The sequence below is a fragment of the uncultured Henriciella sp. genome (assembly GCF_964005855.1).
In the GTDB taxonomy this organism is placed as follows: Bacteria; Pseudomonadota; Alphaproteobacteria; order Caulobacterales; family Hyphomonadaceae; genus Henriciella.
The window spans coordinates 368,461-384,598 of sequence record NZ_CAXFSW010000002.1 but is presented as its reverse complement, the minus strand read 5'-3'; the positions used below and the strand labels follow the sequence as shown (position 1 = coordinate 384,598).

General features: G+C 62.2%; 16 protein-coding genes. 9 read left to right on the top strand and 7 right to left on the bottom strand.

All coding sequences use genetic code 11. The features are described 5' to 3' along the window. Positions 1-28 precede the first annotated feature (28 nt). Both ABNU55_RS05020 and ABNU55_RS05015 read left to right on the top strand, forming a co-directional pair. Positions 29-883, top strand: a complete 855-nt coding sequence (locus tag ABNU55_RS05020; protein WP_290753462.1) for an SDR family oxidoreductase — start codon at positions 29-31, stop codon at positions 881-883. An 87-nt stretch (positions 884-970) separates the two neighbouring features. Further along, complete coding sequence (locus ABNU55_RS05015; protein WP_290753460.1) at positions 971-1,708, top strand: enoyl-CoA hydratase/isomerase family protein; 738 nt, start codon at positions 971-973, stop codon at positions 1,706-1,708. Between the two features lie 2 nt (positions 1,709-1,710). Here ABNU55_RS05015 and ABNU55_RS05010 read toward each other — a convergent pair whose 3' ends face one another. The 3 genes from ABNU55_RS05010 to ABNU55_RS05000 form a co-directional block, all read right to left on the bottom strand. Then, entirely contained in the window at positions 1,711-2,445 is a 735-nt protein-coding gene (locus ABNU55_RS05010) for a DMT family transporter (protein WP_290753458.1), read from the bottom strand. Positions 2,446-2,649: 204 nt separating this feature from the next. Continuing rightward, positions 2,650-3,012 (bottom strand): DUF202 domain-containing protein, encoded by a 363-nt coding sequence (locus ABNU55_RS05005; protein ID WP_290753455.1) that lies wholly within the window; start codon positions 3,010-3,012, stop codon positions 2,650-2,652. Between the two features lie 31 nt (positions 3,013-3,043). After that, positions 3,044-3,940 carry a tyrosine recombinase XerC gene (locus tag ABNU55_RS05000; RefSeq protein ID WP_290753452.1) on the bottom strand — a complete coding sequence of 299 codons (897 nt, stop codon included), beginning with the start codon at positions 3,938-3,940 and terminating at the stop codon, positions 3,044-3,046. Positions 3,941-4,116: 176 nt separating this feature from the next. On the opposite strand from ABNU55_RS05000, the gene ABNU55_RS04995 reads away from it, so the two are divergent. From ABNU55_RS04995 to ABNU55_RS04965, 7 genes are all read left to right on the top strand, one after another. Continuing rightward, positions 4,117-6,285 carry a primosomal protein N' gene (locus ABNU55_RS04995; protein WP_290753449.1) on the top strand — a complete coding sequence of 723 codons (2,169 nt, stop codon included), beginning with the start codon at positions 4,117-4,119 and terminating at the stop codon, positions 6,283-6,285. Positions 6,286-6,646: 361 nt separating this feature from the next. Then, positions 6,647-7,207 carry an ATP synthase F1 subunit delta gene (atpH, locus tag ABNU55_RS04990; protein WP_290753446.1) on the top strand — a complete coding sequence of 187 codons (561 nt, stop codon included), beginning with the start codon at positions 6,647-6,649 and terminating at the stop codon, positions 7,205-7,207. A 7-nt stretch (positions 7,208-7,214) separates the two neighbouring features. Further along, complete coding sequence (gene atpA, locus ABNU55_RS04985) at positions 7,215-8,750, top strand: F0F1 ATP synthase subunit alpha (RefSeq protein ID WP_290753443.1); 1,536 nt, start codon at positions 7,215-7,217, stop codon at positions 8,748-8,750. A 26-nt stretch (positions 8,751-8,776) separates the two neighbouring features. Continuing rightward, positions 8,777-9,661 (top strand): F0F1 ATP synthase subunit gamma, encoded by an 885-nt coding sequence (locus tag ABNU55_RS04980; RefSeq protein WP_290753441.1) that lies wholly within the window; start codon positions 8,777-8,779, stop codon positions 9,659-9,661. 380 nt (positions 9,662-10,041) lie between these two features. Next, positions 10,042-11,469 carry a F0F1 ATP synthase subunit beta gene (gene atpD / locus ABNU55_RS04975; RefSeq protein ID WP_348764262.1) on the top strand — a complete coding sequence of 476 codons (1,428 nt, stop codon included), beginning with the start codon at positions 10,042-10,044 and terminating at the stop codon, positions 11,467-11,469. 122 nt (positions 11,470-11,591) lie between these two features. Continuing rightward, positions 11,592-11,999, top strand: coding sequence for a F0F1 ATP synthase subunit epsilon (locus ABNU55_RS04970; RefSeq protein WP_290753435.1), 408 nt, complete (start codon positions 11,592-11,594; stop codon positions 11,997-11,999). A 112-nt stretch (positions 12,000-12,111) separates the two neighbouring features. After that, positions 12,112-12,675 carry a hypothetical protein gene (locus ABNU55_RS04965; RefSeq protein WP_290753432.1) on the top strand — a complete coding sequence of 188 codons (564 nt, stop codon included), beginning with the start codon at positions 12,112-12,114 and terminating at the stop codon, positions 12,673-12,675. Between the two features lie 10 nt (positions 12,676-12,685). Here ABNU55_RS04965 and ABNU55_RS04960 read toward each other — a convergent pair whose 3' ends face one another. The 4 genes from ABNU55_RS04960 to ABNU55_RS04945 all read right to left on the bottom strand — a co-directional run bounded on the left by ABNU55_RS04960 (position 12,686) and on the right by ABNU55_RS04945 (position 16,089). Then, entirely contained in the window at positions 12,686-13,591 is a 906-nt protein-coding gene (locus tag ABNU55_RS04960) for an SDR family oxidoreductase (protein WP_290753430.1), read from the bottom strand. Between the two features lie 122 nt (positions 13,592-13,713). Beyond that, positions 13,714-14,499: a thioesterase family protein gene (locus tag ABNU55_RS04955; protein ID WP_290753427.1), complete on the bottom strand. Its 786-nt coding sequence runs from the start codon at positions 14,497-14,499 to the stop codon at positions 13,714-13,716. Positions 14,500-14,509: 10 nt separating this feature from the next. Further along, positions 14,510-14,830 carry a 2Fe-2S iron-sulfur cluster-binding protein gene (locus tag ABNU55_RS04950; RefSeq protein ID WP_290753424.1) on the bottom strand — a complete coding sequence of 107 codons (321 nt, stop codon included), beginning with the start codon at positions 14,828-14,830 and terminating at the stop codon, positions 14,510-14,512. 17 nt (positions 14,831-14,847) lie between these two features. Further along, complete coding sequence (locus tag ABNU55_RS04945; RefSeq protein ID WP_290753421.1) at positions 14,848-16,089, bottom strand: FAD-dependent oxidoreductase; 1,242 nt, start codon at positions 16,087-16,089, stop codon at positions 14,848-14,850. Positions 16,090-16,138: the final 49 nt, after the last annotated feature.

The window sequence follows — 16,138 nt, the reverse complement described above, 5'->3', positions numbered from 1 at the left end:
ACGGACCGTCCGCGAATGGAGCACAGGAATGAAAACTGTCGTTATTACAGGCGCATCGACCGGCATCGGCCGGACGACCGCCGAGCGCCTTGCCGCGAAGGGCTGGAAGGTCTTTGCCGGCGTGCGCAAACAGGAAGACGCAGACACGCTCAAAAAGGCAGACCCAGCCATCGAACCGCTGATGCTGGACGTCACCAAGGCAGAGGATATTGAGGCTGCCATCGCCAAAGTCTCCGATACGCTTGGCGGCGCGAAACTCGCCGGACTGGTCAACAATGCAGGCATTGCAAGCATGGGCCCGCTGGCCCTTCAGCCGGCCGATGAGTTCAAGGCGCATTTTGAAGTCAATGTCTTCGGCACGCTGAGCGCCACCCAGGGCTTCCTTCCGCTTCTCGGCATGGACCGCAACCGCACAGGCGATCCCGGCCGGATCGTCAACATCACCTCGCTTGGCGGGCGGATCGCCGCGCCCTTCCTTGGCGCCTACACCGCCACCAAACATGCCGTCGAAAGCATGACAGACAGTTTCCGGCGTGAGCTTGTCATCTATGGGATCGACGCCATCGCCATCGGTCCGGGTTCTGTGAAGACGCCGATCTGGGACAAGGCCGAGGACAAGAATGAAGATCAGCCCTACGCCAACTCCGCCTGGGCGGAGCCGATCAGAAAGTTTTCCGAAACGATGCTGAAAGGCGGGCGCGAAGGCCTGCCGCCGGAACGGGTCGCCGAGATCATTGAGACCGCGCTCACCGATTCCAGTCCGAAGGCACGCTATGCGCCTGTGCCGGACAAGTTCACCAACTGGACCATCCCCACCCATATTCCCAAGCGCTGGCTCGACAGCATCTTTGCAAACCGCTTTGGCATGGAAAGACCGGACTAGTCCTTGCCCCACCTGACCGCGCGTCAGCATTTAAAGCCAGAACGGCCCGCCCTAAGCTCCTTTCCATAAACCGAGGGAGAAACGGATATGGGCGATCTCGTCACGCGCAAGGATGACAACGGGCTTTGCTGGCTCACCCTGAACCGGCCGGACAAGCTGAATGCGCTGACGGTCGACATGTTCAGGGAGCTGCGGGCCCATGTGCAGGACCTTTACAAGGATGAGAGCGTGGGCTGCGTCATCCTGAAGGGCGCTGGCAAATGTTTCTCCGCCGGTCACGATCTTGACGACATTGCAGAAGGCGAGGCCGTCCCGTCCCGCGGCTGGCATTCAGAGACTCTCCGCCTGATGGAGAAGCTGCCAAAGCCCGTCATCGCGGGCGTCCATGGCCACTGCTATACCGGCGCGCTGGAAGTCGCGCTGGCCGCCGACTTCATCCTAGCGGCCCAGTCGGCGAAGTTTGCCGACACGCACGCCAAATGGGCGCTCACCCCGATCTGGGGGATGAGCCAGCGCCTGCCGCGCCGGGTGGGGATCGCGACTGCCAAATGCCTCATGTTCACCGCAGAAACCGTGAAGTCTGACGAGGCCCTGCGTATGGGCCTCTGCGAGGCCGTCTTTGCCGATGAGAGTTTCGAAGCGGATCTCGAAGCCTTCGCCCGCAAGATCCTCGAGAACTCCCCCTTCAGTCACGCCGCCAACAAACGCCTTCTGGAAGCCACCGACGCCGACAAGATGGATGCCGGCCTTCAGTGGGAGATCATGGAAAACGAGGGCGTTGGCCCCGACATGCAGGCGCGCATCAGCGCCTTCATGAAGAAATAGGGTCAGGCAAGCAGGATCAGTGCGACGATGCTTAGTGTCAGAATACCGAGGCCTGTAAATTCTCTCGCGCTGATCGTCTCCCTGAAGAAAAACCAGGATGTTGCGACGGTAAAAATGATCTCAACCTGACCGATAGCCCGCACCAAGGCTGCATTGACCATCGCCATGGCCGTGAACCAGCAAAGCGACGCACTTACACCGGCAAGGCCGACCAGCCCCGTGATTCTCCATGCCGTGAACATTCGCTTCAGTTCTCCCGGCTCCCGAAATCTGAGCCACATGCCGATGGCGATGGCCTGAAAGACAAGCACGCAGCCAAGCGTAATACTCGCACGGACAAAGGCCGGGCCGTTGCCAAGGGTGAGCGATGCACCGCGAAAGCAGACGGCGGACAGGCCAAACAGCCCGCCAGACAACAAGCCGTAAATGATCCGCCCGTCGACCTTGAGGCGCGTCCCCTTGCTTTCTGGCGGCAGCGAGATCAGCAACACGCCGGCAAGCCCCGCCATGATGGCCGCAAGCGCATAGATATTCAGCGTCTCGCCCAGAAGGATAAGGCCAAACAGGGCTGTCTGCAGGGCTTCTGTCTTTGTGAACGCGGTTCCGACGGCAAAATTGCGGAACGAAAACAGGTGGATCATGCAGCCCGTTGCAATGATCTGCGCGAGCCCGCCTGCCACCATCAGACCAAGGAAGGCTGGCCCTGGACTCTGCAGCGAAGCGCCCCAGCGCCCCATGCCGCTAGCGCCACGATGACAGCCAGAGGGGCGGCAAAGACGAAGCGTGCCGCCGTCGCCCCCCAAACGCTCAGACTGTCGCGCAGCTTCTTCTGCAGGAGGGACCGCAGATTCTGCGCAAAGGCCGCAGCAAAGGTGATCGGGATCCAGACCGGCATGCCCGGTTGTTTCGAGATTGGCGCCGGACGTCAATCTCGCATGGCGTCAGATAAACCAGAGCAGCACGCCCAGAGCCAGCGTGCCCGCGCTGAACAGGAGCGTGATGGTCCCAAACTCGATATGCGAGAGCGGCTCAGCCGTGTGCGCGTCCATGCGCCGGGCAAGCTGGCAGGATTTACGATAGGCAAGATAGAAGACCGCTATGGCGATCAGGATGAAAACTGTTGCGCCCAGCTTGGCGACCCATGTCGGTTCGACGGCACGGAAGATCGCCTGAAACCCAAGCCCCAGCGCGGCTGATGCGACGCCCGTGCGGATCCACCCGGCAAAGGTGCGCTCATTGGCGAGGATCGTGCGGTCCTCGGCATAATCGGTGCGTTCTTCAGCCAGTTCCTGCTTGCTCGGCATGAGAAACTAACCGCCCTGCGGCCGGATGGTTTCAGCCACGCGGATGGGCGCTTGCCACAACGGCCCTCAGACGCTCGGAATCCACGCCCGTATAGACCTGGGTGGTCGAGAGGCTCGCATGTCCCAGAAGCGTCTGTATAGCGCGCAGGTCTGCGCCCGCCGACAAAAGATGGGTCGCAAAGGCATGGCGCAGCGCGTGCGGCGTCGCCGTCCCCGGCAGGCCCAGCGCGCCGCGCAGCACCTGCACGCCCCGCTGCACGATCGCCGGCTGCAGCCGCTTGCCGCGCACCCCATAAAAAAGCGGAGTCTCCACGGTCAGCCGGTAGGGGCAAAGCCGCGCATACTCATCCAGCGCGCGGCGCACCGCCGGGATCAACGGGACAAGCCGGATCTTGCCGCCCTTGCCCTGTATCCGCAGCCGTTCCGGCGCGGGCACCATGTCGCCATTGAGGCTGAGCGCCTCTGAAATCCGCAGGCCCGCCCCATAGAGCAGCGTCAGGACAGCCGCATCGCGCGCCGCCACCCATGGCTCCATGGCGTTTGCCTCGGCCGTTTCGATCATGTCACGCGCGGCCGCCACAGACACAGGACGTGGCAGACGCGACTGGCGCTTTGGTCCTTTGAGGAAGGCGATCTCCGGATTGTCGATCCCGTGATGGTCGTCCAGCCAGTGATAGAAGGTCTTTATCGCTGAAAGCACCCGCGCCACCGACGTATCCGACAGGCCCTCACGCCGGCGCTTTGCGAGAAAGGCACGGATGTCGCTCGCATGAAGGTGGCGGAACACCTTGATGGCAACCGGCTCACCCAGATGATCCTCCAGAAAGACGAAGAAGCTCCGCAGGTCATGGCCATAGGCCTCCACCGTATTGGCAGCGAGGCGCCGTTCGCGCGCGATATGGTCGAGGAAGGCACCGAGAATCTCCATGAGACGGTAGTGTCATGGCGCAGGGTTAAGGGGGTGTTTAGCAGACGCCCGCTGCCGACTGCCCGGAATCTGCTGAGGCACGACATGGGGAGCGAAGTCGAACCCTGTGAAGCAAAAGCCTCCCGCATGAATCACGCGCGTGACGCATTCGGCCGGGGGGACTAAACCCGTAGCCGATGAAGATCGCCAGCATCCTCTTCCCGCTGCCCCTGCCCGAGCCCTTCGACTATGCCATTCCCGATGGCCTGGACGTCGAAGCGGGCAGCTATGTACGCGCGCCGCTCGGCAAGATCGAACGCACGGGCGTCGTCTGGGCCGTCAAGGAAAAGGCGCCAGACGATACGCGTGACCTGAAACCCGTCCTCGACGTCTTCCCCGTGCCGCCCATGCCTGCACCGATGCGCAAATTCGTGAGCTTTGCCGCCCGCTACAATGTTGCTCATCCCGGCCACGTCCTCGCCATGGTGCTGCGCGCACGCGGCGGACTGAAACCCTCCCCCACGGCCACTGTCTATGAACCGACCGGCCACCGCTCCAACAGGATGACCGAGGCGCGCGTCAAAGTCCTCGATGCCGCGCGAGAGGCCGGGCCAACGAGCGCCGCAGAGCTTGCCCGCCAGGCGGGCGTCTCGCCCGGCGTGGTGAAGGGCCTTGTCGACATCGGCTCATTGGAGGCCCGCGAGGTCGAGACCGACCTTCCCTACCCCCAGCCGACCCGGTTTGAGGGCGGCGACCACCTCACCGGTGAGCAGAAAACCGCAGGCGATGAGCTTCGCCGCGCCATCGCCAGGGGCGGCTTCCAGCCCTTCCTGCTCGATGGCATCACAGGCTCCGGCAAGACGGAAGTCTATTTCGAGGCCATCGCCGAAGCCCTGCAAAAAGCCGGTGACGCGCAGGTCCTCGTCCTGCTGCCGGAAATCGCACTGACCCAGGCCGTGCTCGCCCGCTTCGAGGCCCGCTTTGGCGCCCCGCCCGCCCCCTGGCATTCGGGCCTCAGCGACGCCGAACGCCGGCGCACCTGGCGCGAGACGGCGCATGGCCGCGCCCGCATCGTGATCGGCGCGCGCTCTGCGCTGTTCCTGCCTTTCCGCAACCTCAAACTCATCATCGTGGATGAGGAGCACGATACGAGTTTCAAACAGGAAGACGGCGTCACCTATCATGCCCGCGACATGGGCGTGATGCGGGCAAAGCTCGAAGACGCGGCCATCATCCTCGCCTCCGCCACGCCCGCGCTGGAGACAATGGTGAACGCTGAACAGGGCCGTTATCAGCGCCTCAAACTCTCTGCCCGTCCGGGGGCGGCCCGACTGCCGGACATCGAACTCGTTGATCTGCGTCTCGACCCGCCCGAGAAAGGCAACTGGCTCTCGCCTACCCTCTCCAACGCGCTTGTCTCGACCTTCGAGGCCGGTGAGCAAAGCCTGCTTTTCCTCAACCGGCGCGGCTATGCCCCTCTCGTCATATGCAAGGCGTGCGGCGAGCGGCTGAAAAGCCCTGGCACCGAAAGCTGGCTGACAGAGCACCGCTATACCAACCGTCTCGTCTGCCACCTGACCGGCTGGTCGATGCCAAAGCCCGAAGCCTGCCCGATGTGCGGCGCAAAGGATTCGCTGATGGGCGTCGGCCCCGGCGTGGAGCGCGTGGCCGAAGAAGTCCGCGTGCTGCTGCCGCAGGCGCGGGTGGAAATTTTCTCCTCCGACACCGCCCGGTCCGGCGAAGAGACACGCGGCATTGTCGACCGCATGGCTGCAGGCGAAATCGATGTGCTGATCGGCACGCAGATCGTCGCCAAGGGCCACAATTTCCCGAACCTCACCCTGGTTGGCGTGGTCGATGCCGACAGCGGCATGAAAGGCGGAGACCTTCGCGCCGGGGAGCGGACCTATCAGCTCCTCAGCCAGGTCGCAGGCCGCGCCGGGCGCGCCGAACGGCCCGGCCGCGCCCTGATCCAGACCTATGGCCCGGAAAACCCGGCCATGATCGCCCTCGCCGCCGGGGACCGCGACGGCTTTCTTCAGATCGAGCGCGATGTGCGCGCCGAGCTGATGCTGCCGCCCTTTGGACGCATGGCCGCGCTTGTCCTGTCTGCCCCCACGCCGGACCTCATTGAAGAGGCAGGCCGCCTGACGGGGGCAGCTGCCCCGAATGGCGAAGGGGTCACCGTCTACGGCCCGGCGCCAGCGCCCATATCCCTGCTGCGCGGGCGCCACCGGATCCGTTTCCTCGTCACCAGTCCGCGCGATGTGGATCTTTCAGCCTATATGGCCGCTTGGCTGAAAGGCCTGAAACTTCCAAACCCGGTGAGAATATCGGCAGATATCGATCCCTATTCCTTTCTTTAGGATGTCTATTCCAAACATCATGGACGAAAGGCCTCTCCATCCGGCATTCCAATTCAGATACCCGTCGCCATCGCTGCGAAGCCAGCGGCACCAGCAGCGCCCGCGCCCCAGGGCGGGGGAGGCAGCAGCAGCTAATTCCGCCCGATCGCGTCTGGCGGACGCCCACCCCAAAAGCCCCGCAGACGGCGCTTTGACAGCCCATCGTGCCAATCGGTCGCAATTCAACCGCTGCAGCCACGTTGTCAGTGCCGAAACGAAGTGCTAAGCGCCCTCACAAGCATTGGGCTGGGGCATCGCCTGCCGGCCCATACTCTTATGTTTCACTTCCGGGCATCCGCCCGCCAACAGACGGAATCAGGTCTTGGCCGCATCTTCCGCCTCCCATGCCAATGAAACTGCGCGCCGCTATGCGAGCGCTCTGTTCGATCTCGCCAAGGATAAAGGTGAGCTTGCAACGGTCGACACCGACCTGAAGAGCGTTTCCGCCATGGCCGCAGACAGCGAAGACCTTCGCCGTCTTCTGGAATCGCCCGCATTTTCCCGTGAGGAAAAAGCACGCGCGCTCCAGTCGGTGGCCAAGGCCGCGAAACTTTCGACGCTGGTCTCAAACTTCCTTGCCACGATGGCCACGAATGGCCGCTCCAGCGACATTCCGGGCGCTGCGAGCCATTTCGATGAGCTTTATGCAAAGCATCGCGGCGTGAAGCGGGCGCTCGCCCGGACCGCAGAAGAAATGACCGCAGAACAGCGCCAGAAGCTTGAAGCCGTGCTGGCAAAAGCTGTAGGCAGCGACGTCGAACTTGACACAGAAGTGGTTCCAGCCCTGATCGGCGGCATTCAGCTGCGCGTCGGCTCCACTCTTGTCGATGCGAGCGTCGCCTCGAAACTTGAACGTATGAACACCGCCATGAAGGGAGCTTAGAGGCTCGATGGACATCAGCGCTGCAGAAATTTCAGGCATCCTGAAATCCCAGATCGAAAATTTTGGTGTCGAGGCTGAGGTCTCCGACGTTGGACAGGTCCTGTCCGTCGGTGACGGTATTGCCCGCGTCTATGGCCTCGACAACGTCCAGGCTGGCGAAACCGTCGAATTCGACGGCGGCGTCAAAGGCATGGCCCTCAACCTTGAATCCGACAATGTCGGCGTCGTGATCTTCGGCGACGACCGCGGCATCAAGGAAGGCGACAACGTCAAGCGCCTGAACGAGATTGTGGCCGCACCGGTCGGCAAGGGTCTTCTCGGCCGCGTCGTGAACCCGCTGGGTGAGCCGATTGACGGCAAGGGTGCCATCACCGACGTCGCAGACCGTAACCGTGTTGACGTGAAAGCGCCGGGCATCCTGCCGCGCAAGTCCGTGCACGAGCCGATGATGACCGGCCTCAAGGCCATCGACGCCATGATCCCGGTTGGCCGCGGCCAGCGCGAGCTGATCATTGGTGACCGTCAGACCGGCAAGACCGCGATCTGTATCGACACCATCCTCAACCAGAAACAGACGAACGATGCTGCCAAGGACGACAGCGAGAAGCTGTTCTGCGTCTATGTCGCCATCGGCCAGAAGCGCTCCACGGTTGCCCAGGTCGTCAAGACGCTCGAAGAGCGCGGCGCCCTCGACTACACCGTCATCGTGACCGCAACGGCGTCCGAGCCGGCTCCGCTTCAGTATCTTGCGCCGTTCACCGGCTGCACGATCGGCGAGTGGTTCCGCGACAATGGCATGCACGCCCTCATCATCTATGATGACCTCTCCAAGCAGGCCGTTGCTTACCGCCAGATGTCCCTGCTCCTTCGCCGTCCGCCGGGCCGTGAAGCCTATCCGGGCGACGTTTTCTATCTCCACTCCCGCCTGCTCGAGCGCGCAGCCAAGCTGAACGAGAACCATGGTTCTGGCTCACTGACCGCCCTGCCAATCATTGAGACCCAGGCGAACGACGTGTCGGCCTATATCCCGACAAACGTCATCTCGATTACCGACGGTCAGATCTTCCTTGAGACGGACCTCTTCAACTCCGGTATCCGTCCGGCCGTGAACGTCGGCCTCTCGGTGTCACGTGTGGGTTCTGCGGCCCAGACCAAGGCGATGAAGAAAGTTGCCGGCTCGATGAAGGGTGAGCTCGCTCAGTACCGCGAGATGGCCGCCTTTGCGAAGTTCGGCTCCGACCTCGATGCCGCCACCCAGCGCCTTCTCGGCCGCGGTGAGCGCCTGACCGAGCTTCTCAAGCAGCCGCAATTCTCGCCGCTGCAGATGGAAGAACAGGTCGTCGTGATCTATGCCGGTACCCGCGGCTATCTCGACAATGTTCCGGTCCGCGATGTCACCCGCTTCGAGAAGGAGCTTCTGGCCCACCTGCGCGGTGCCAAGAAGGACCTGCTCGCCAAGATCCGCAAGGAAAAGGCGATGACCGACGAGATCGAGAGCGAGATCAAGTCCACGCTCGAAGACTTCGCCAAGTCGTTCGCCTAAGAGTCCACGCTATCAGGAGCTGAGCGATGCCCAGCCTCAAGGATCTGAAAAACCGGATCAACAGCGTGAAATCCACGCGGAAGATCACCAAGGCCATGCAGATGGTTGCTGCGGCCAAGCTGAAGCGCGCCCAGGAAGCCGCTGCAGCCTCGCGCCCCTATGCCCAGCGCATGGCCAGCGTGGTCGCCAACCTTGCCGGCTCCATGGGTGAAGGCTCCACCGGGCCGAAACTCCTCTCCGGCACGGGCAGCGACCAGACGCATCTGGTCATCGTACTGACCTCCGAGCGCGGTCTGGCCGGTGGCTTCAACACCTATGTCGTCAAGGAAGCCCGCCGCCTCATCGCGGCGCTTACGGGCGAAGGCAAGACGGTGAAGATTTTCACGGTCGGCAAGAAGGGCCGTGAGCAGCTGAAGCGCGAATATAGCGAGCTCTTCGTCGGTCACCTCGACCTGTCCAACGTCAAGGGCAATGACTATTCCGACGCGGGCATCGGCCTCGGCAAGGAAATCACTGGCCGTTTCGATGACGGTGAGTTCGACGTGGCGACGCTGGTCTATAGCCAGTTCAAGAACGTGCTCAGCCAGGTGCCTGTCTCCCAGCAGCTCATTCCGGCCCAGGCGCCCGAGGACGCAGAGACCATCGACCTCAAGGGCGCCACCTATATCTATGAGCCTTCGCAGGAAGAGATCCTCGAAACGCTCCTGCCGCGCTACATCAACACCCAGATCATCTCCGCCATGCTGGAAAGCGGCGCAGGTGAACAGGCCGCCCGCATGACCGCGATGGACAATGCGACGCGCAATGCCGGTGAAATGATCGACGACCTGTCGATGGAATATAACCGGGCCCGTCAGGCCCAGATCACCAAGGAGCTGATCGAGATCATCTCCGGTGCGGAGGCCCTCTAAGGGACGAAACGATGAATTTCTGGGTCTACGAACACTTTTCAAACAAGCGCGCCCGGGTTCACGCGGCCGACTGCCGGTATTGCAATCACGGCCAGGGCGTCGGCGGCGACCAGAGCAATGACGACGACAAATGGCACGGCCCCTTCAAGACCTATGCTGAGGCTGAAAAGACTGCCGGGTTGCTGGGCCAGAAGGACACCCGCGACTGCGGCGTCTGCAAGCCGGCCCAGGCCCGCGAGCGGCGCGGCATCAAGGTGGCCGACGTCGCCCCGGCAATTGCCGCAGCCGCCAAAAAGGATACTGCCCCTAAGCCGGCGGCACCCAAAAAGCCAGCTTCCACAAAGACCAAAACGACATCCGCTCCCAAGGAGACGCCTTCCATGAGCAGCTCTGCATCCGCCGCAACAGGCAAGATTTCACAGGTTATCGGCGCTGTCGTCGACGTTGAGTTCGATGGCCACCTTCCAGACATCCTGAACGCGCTGGAAACCGACAATAACGGCAACCGCCTCGTCCTCGAGGTCGCCCAGCACCTCGGTGAGAACACTGTCCGCACCATCGCCATGGACTCCACCGAGGGTCTCGTGCGCGGCCACCCGGTGAAAGACCTTGGTGAGCCGATCCGCGTGCCGGTTGGTCCCGAAACGCTCGGCCGTATCATGAACGTCATCGGTGAGCCGATCGATGAGCGCGGCCCGGTCGAAACCAAGACCCGCGCCCCGATCCACGCGCCGGCCCCTGAATTCGTTGACCAGTCGACCGAGGCTGAAATCCTCGTCACCGGCATCAAGGTCATCGACCTTCTCTGCCCTTACGCAAAAGGCGGCAAGATCGGCCTCTTCGGCGGCGCAGGCGTTGGCAAGACGGTTCTCATTCAGGAACTGATCAACAACATCGCCAAGCTGTTCGGCGGCTATTCGGTGTTTGCCGGTGTCGGCGAGCGCACGCGCGAAGGTAACGACCTCTATTACGAAATGATCGAATCCAACGTGATCGATCTCGACGGCGACAGCCGCGTGACCCTGGTCTACGGCCAGATGAACGAACCTCCGGGCGCGCGTGCCCGCGTCGCGCTGACCGGCCTTACCCAGGCGGAGTATTTCCGCGACCAGGAAGGTAAGGACGTCCTCTTCTTCGTCGACAACATCTTCCGCTTCACGCAGGCAGGTTCTGAGGTGTCCGCACTTCTCGGCCGTATCCCGTCCGCTGTGGGCTACCAGCCAACGCTGGCAACCGACATGGGCCAGTTGCAGGAGCGTATTACCTCCACAAACAAGGGTTCGATCACCTCGGTCCAGGCCATCTACGTTCCGGCTGACGACCTTACCGACCCGGCGCCTGCCACCTCGTTCGCGCACCTTGACGCCACGACGGTTCTCAACCGCGCCATTTCGGAAAAGGGTATCTACCCGGCCGTCGACCCGCTCGACTCCACCTCGCGTATCCTTGACCCGATCACGGTCGGCCAGGAGCATTACGACGTCGCCCGCGGCGTGCAGGAGATCCTGCAGCGCTACAAGGAACTTCAGGACATCATCGCCATCCTCGGCATGGACGAGCTTTCTGAAGAAGACAAACTGGTCGTCGCCCGCGCCCGTAAGGTCGAGCGCTTCCTGTCGCAGCCGTTTGACGTTGCTGAAGTCTTCACCGGCAGCCCGGGTGAGCAGGTCAAGCTCGAGGACACGATCCAGGGCTTCAAGGGCCTCATCGCCGGCGACTATGACCATATGCCAGAGCAGGCTTTCTACATGGTCGGCAATATCGAACAGGCCAAGAAGAAGGCCGAAAAGATGATGGAAGACGCATAGAGCGCCTTTCAGTGGCCTCACCCTTTGACAGGCTCAGGGTGAGGCCGTTTCTGACAGGTCCGGGGCTTCGCCGGCCTCATCGCGGGCCTGCCGAAGGATGAAGATACAGGGAATTGCCAGCTATGGCCGCTAAACTTCACTTCTCTCTCGTCTCGCCCGCCAAGGAGCTTTTCTCCGGTGAGGTTGACCATGTGATCGCCCCCGGCACAGAGGGTGAGTTCGGCGTCCTCGCCAACCACGCGCCCTTCATGACGACGCTCAAGAACGGCATCGTCCGCGTTCTGGAGAATGACCAGACAAAGATGCGCCTGTTCGTTCGCGGCGGCTTTGCGGATGTCACACCAGCCGGCCTCACCATCCTTGCCGAAGAGGCCGTCGATCTTGCCTCTGTCGACTCTGCGCAGGTTAACGCCGAGCTGGAAGAAGTCCGCAACAAGCTTTCCGCCGAAGGCAAGGACGGACCGCACGAAGCCACACTGAAAGCCCAGATCGACTATCTGAGCGATCTTCGCGCCGCGCTCGCTCACTAGCGCTTCCCGATATAGAGTTTTTTCCAAGAGCCGCGCCGGACAATCCGGGGCGGCTCTTTTCTTTTCGCGCTCCTGGGTCATACTGAACCGGCTGATCGGGAGGGCATACGCCATGAAAACGAAATCCATCATCCTCATCGCCTCTGCTGGCATGATCGCCGCTGCCTGCGTGCCGCAGGAAGAACGCGACCTTTACCGGCCTGGTGCCTATGTCGAGGAGGGGATCGGCTACAAGGCCTTTGCCGACGCCGTCATCGCCCATTGCGTGCCCGCCATCCAGAATGAAGAGGCTTTCGCAGATTTCGAGATGAAGAATGCGAGCCCCCTGCGCGCCCTTGCTGACAACAAATATCCAGTCGTCTCAAGAGATGGCTTGCCGATCTGGCAGCTGGCCGAGGGCCTCGTTCAGGTACAGCTCGATCCTTATACGACGTGCGAGGCTGTCGCTGTCGGCCTGCCCATGGACACGACCATTGAGGTCACGGCAAAGACCGCCAAGGCGAACGGATTCACCGAAATCGACGCAGACAATCCCGCAGATGGAGCTTCGATCCACCGCGTGCTTGTCGCCGCTGACGGCACGAAGCTCGACCTGACCGCCCCTGTAGAGGGGCAGACGCCTGACGGGCGCACCTATACCAAGGTCGTTGCGACCGTGTCCCAAGGCGCAGATTGAGCCTGCGCGATTAATATATCGGCCGCCCATCGGTCAGGCCGATAATCTCACCGCTCACAAAGCTCGATTCCTGGCTCGCCAGATAGACAAAGGCCGGGGCGATCTCGGCTGGCTGACCCGGCCGTCCCATTGGCGTATTGCCGCCAAACTGCTCCACCTTCTCCTGCGGCTGGCCACCGGACGGCTGCAGCACGGTCCAGAACGGGCCGGGGGCGATGGCGTTCACGCGCACACCCTTGTCCATGGCGACCTGTGCAAGGCCTTCGGTAAAACCACGGATCGCATATTTGGTGGTCGCATAGTCCAGGAGCTGCGGTGAAGGGTCAAAGCCCTGTATCGACGTCACATTGATGATCGAACCGCCTGCCGGCATCACCTTGAGCGCTGCCTTGCAGAGCCAGAACATCGCATAGACATTCGTCTTCATGGTCGCGTCGAACTGTTCGCTGCTGATATCCTCGATATCGGTCTGGAAAACCTGTTTGCCGGCATTATTCACCAGGATGTCGAGGCCGCCCATCTTCTTGACGGCCTCCCCTATGAGGTCGGTACAGAACGCTTCTTCCTTGAGGTCACCGGGCATCAGATGGATCCTGCCGCCCTCGTCCTTGACCAGGGCTTCCAGCGCACGGGCATCGGGCTCTTCGGATGGCAGGTAATTCACCGTGACCTCTGCGCCCTCGCGGATGAACGCAATCGCGACCGCGCGGCCAATGCCGGAATCGCCGCCCGTTATAACGGCCTTGCGCTCTTCCAGCCGGCCGGATCCCTTATAGCTCTCTTCCCCATGATCGGGCTGCGGGTCCATTTTCGCTTCGATCCCCGGCTTGGGCTGGGGCTGGCGCGGAAAGGGCGGCTTTGGATACTGCGTCCGCGGGTCGCGCATCTCGTATTGATTCTTGATGGGCTTGCTCATGGCGCGAATGCTCCTTGCATCGTCAGGGGATGGTCTTGTGCGACCAACGCCCGCCGCCACGCGCCGGTTTCTGTGGATGTCTTGATCGAGGCTAAGCCCGCGGGCTTTCGGACCGGGAAAGGTCAGGCAAAGACCGCAATGGTCTGGCGGCCGATCATCATCGGCTGCCCGTCCGCATTCCACATCCGCATGGACTGGCTGGAATAGCCGTCCCTGGTCGCCTGCGCTTCATGATGGACGAGGAACCAGCCCTCTGTCGTCACGATGTCGTCGGTGAGAAATTCGGCCATCCAGGTCATGGAACTGATTGGCCCCGGCTCTGTCATCATCGACATCGCTGCTGGCGGCGGGGCATCCGCAATGGAAAGAAGCGTCGTCGGATTATAGAGCGCGCCCTCATCCTTGTGGCGCAGCCAGAGGGTGATGTCGCCGCGCTCGGCCCCGCTTACCGGGGGCTGACCCTCGGCCAGCCGCACATTGAAATGATTGGCGAAGTTCGGCCGGCGGCCCGAGCCGAAAAAGGACGGGTAGTCGTCGGGCCCCTTCACCTGCGGCCATTCGCGTGAGGCCTGGTCCAGCTTCGATGGGCGTTTGGCCCCGAAGGTAAAGATACAGCGCGCCATGACGCCGTCTTCGCTGACAAGGTCTGCATTCACAAAGGCAGAGGATTTGCCCTGGCGCAGCAGCGTTGGCGAGATGACAACATCACCGCCAACCGGGCCGACAAAGGCCACCTGCGCGGCGCGGATCGGCATGTCCGGCACGAGCTCCATCGCCGATTCCAGACAGAGCGCAGCCGTCAGCCCACCATAGGTGGTGCGTCCCTGCATCCAGTCTTCCGGAATGGTCGCCTCGATGCGCCCGTTCACGCCGCGCTTCAGCCCGGCAATGAGCTCGCTATAAAGCACTGCCTCAGCCTTAGTGCTGGCTTTCCGGCGTTGTCACGCGCAGGCCGTCCAGCTCATCGGAAACCTGGATCTGGCAGGAGAGGCGCGAATTGGCCTGAACGTTCTCGGCAAAATCGAGCATGGATTGCTCCATCTCTTCCGGCTGGCCAACCTTCTCCATATATGCTTCGTCGACATAGACGTGGCAGGTCGCGCAGGCACAGGCGCCGCCGCAATCTGCGTCGATGCCGGGGACCGAATTCTTGATCGCCGTCTCCATGACGGTCTCGCCATTCTTGGCCTCGATCGGGCGTTCTGTTCCGTCGTGATCGATATAGGTAATGGTCGGCATGGTGTTTCCCTGTCTCCTCAGGCGGCCTGGGCCGCGATTTCCTTCATGCTGATGGACGTATCCTTGAGCGTCTCGGACGCAACGGAGGCACCAGACATGATCAAACGTTTCGATGCAATGAATTCCGGCGGGCTGTTGATCGCATCCACGGCGATCAACAGCCCGTTTTTCAGATAGAAAGCGGCAAATTTCTTCGCCTCGATATCGCCGCGCACGACGATCTCGTCATACCCCATGGAGAGGCCGGCAATCTGCAGCTTGATGTCGTACTGGTCGGACCAGAACCACGGGCAGTCCAGCGCCGGGCGCGGCTTGCCCATGATCGCCGCCGCCGCCAGCTTGCCCTGCTCTATGGCATTGTGGACGCTTTCCAGCCGCCCGGTGCGGGCATAGTGGGCGAGCGGGCGGACCGTACAGTCCCCGGCGGCAAAGATGCGCGGATCGCTGGTGCGGGCATCCTCATCGACGATGATCCCGTTCTTGACCGGCAGGCCGGCATCTTCGGCCAGCTCCACATTCGGAACGATACCGATCCCGGCGAGCACCATGTCGGCCTCGATCTCCTCACCGGAGGCCAGCACCGCATGGGTCAGCTTGCCATCCTCGCCCTTCAGGCGGGCAAGGCGCGCGCCGCAGCGCACATCGACGCCATGCTCCATATGGAGCGCCTCATAGAAGGAGCTGATCACCGGGCTGGTGACACGGGCGAGCGCGCGCTGCTCCATTTCGAGCACCCTCACTTCCAGGCCGAGCTGGCGCGCAACGGCGGCCGCCTCGAGCCCGATATAGCCCGCCCCCACAATGACCAGCCTGTGGCCGGGGATCATCTTCGGCTGGATATGCTCGACGTCGGCCAGGCCGCGCAGGTCAAACACGTTTTCAAGATCGGCGCCTTCGACCGGCAGGGGACGCGGGCGCGACCCCGTCGCAATGATCAGCGCGTCATAATCGAGATGCCCGCCATGCTCGAGCGTGACCTGGCGACGGGCCCGGTCGATCTTTTCCACGCGCTGGGACAGCAGCGTCTCGACCTTGTTGTCCTCATACCAGGCGGCGGGTTTGAAATAGAGCCGGTCCTCGCCAAGCTCGCCCTTCATATAGGCCTTGGAGAGCGGTGGGCGCTGATAGGGAAGCGCGGCCTCGTCACCGACCAGAACAAGATCGCCCTCATAGCCGAACTGGCGCAGCGACTGAACCACCTGAGCACCAGCCTGTCCTCCGCCAATGATGACAATTTTCTGTGCGGCCGACAGGTCCATGTCAGCTCCCTCCCATTTTTGCGTTTCATGACGCAGGCGTCACGATTTT

Coding starts and splice junctions, on each gene's coding strand:
- ABNU55_RS05020 (WP_290753462.1), top strand. CDS start 29: ATGAAAACTGTCGTTATTACAGGCGCATCGACCGGCATCGGCCGGACG.
- ABNU55_RS05015 (WP_290753460.1), top strand. CDS start 971: ATGGGCGATCTCGTCACGCGCAAGGATGACAACGGGCTTTGCTGGCTC.
- ABNU55_RS05010 (WP_290753458.1), bottom strand. CDS start 2,445: ATGGGGCGCTGGGGCGCTTCGCTGCAGAGTCCAGGGCCAGCCTTCCTT.
- ABNU55_RS05005 (WP_290753455.1), bottom strand. CDS start 3,012: ATGCCGAGCAAGCAGGAACTGGCTGAAGAACGCACCGATTATGCCGAG.
- ABNU55_RS05000 (WP_290753452.1), bottom strand. CDS start 3,940: ATGGAGATTCTCGGTGCCTTCCTCGACCATATCGCGCGCGAACGGCGC.
- ABNU55_RS04995 (WP_290753449.1), top strand. CDS start 4,117: ATGAAGATCGCCAGCATCCTCTTCCCGCTGCCCCTGCCCGAGCCCTTC.
- atpA (WP_290753443.1), top strand. CDS start 7,215: ATGGACATCAGCGCTGCAGAAATTTCAGGCATCCTGAAATCCCAGATC.
- ABNU55_RS04980 (WP_290753441.1), top strand. CDS start 8,777: ATGCCCAGCCTCAAGGATCTGAAAAACCGGATCAACAGCGTGAAATCC.
- atpD (WP_348764262.1), top strand. CDS start 10,042: ATGAGCAGCTCTGCATCCGCCGCAACAGGCAAGATTTCACAGGTTATC.
- ABNU55_RS04970 (WP_290753435.1), top strand. CDS start 11,592: ATGGCCGCTAAACTTCACTTCTCTCTCGTCTCGCCCGCCAAGGAGCTT.
- ABNU55_RS04965 (WP_290753432.1), top strand. CDS start 12,112: ATGAAAACGAAATCCATCATCCTCATCGCCTCTGCTGGCATGATCGCC.
- ABNU55_RS04960 (WP_290753430.1), bottom strand. CDS start 13,591: ATGAGCAAGCCCATCAAGAATCAATACGAGATGCGCGACCCGCGGACG.
- ABNU55_RS04950 (WP_290753424.1), bottom strand. CDS start 14,830: ATGCCGACCATTACCTATATCGATCACGACGGAACAGAACGCCCGATC.
- ABNU55_RS04945 (WP_290753421.1), bottom strand. CDS start 16,089: ATGGACCTGTCGGCCGCACAGAAAATTGTCATCATTGGCGGAGGACAG.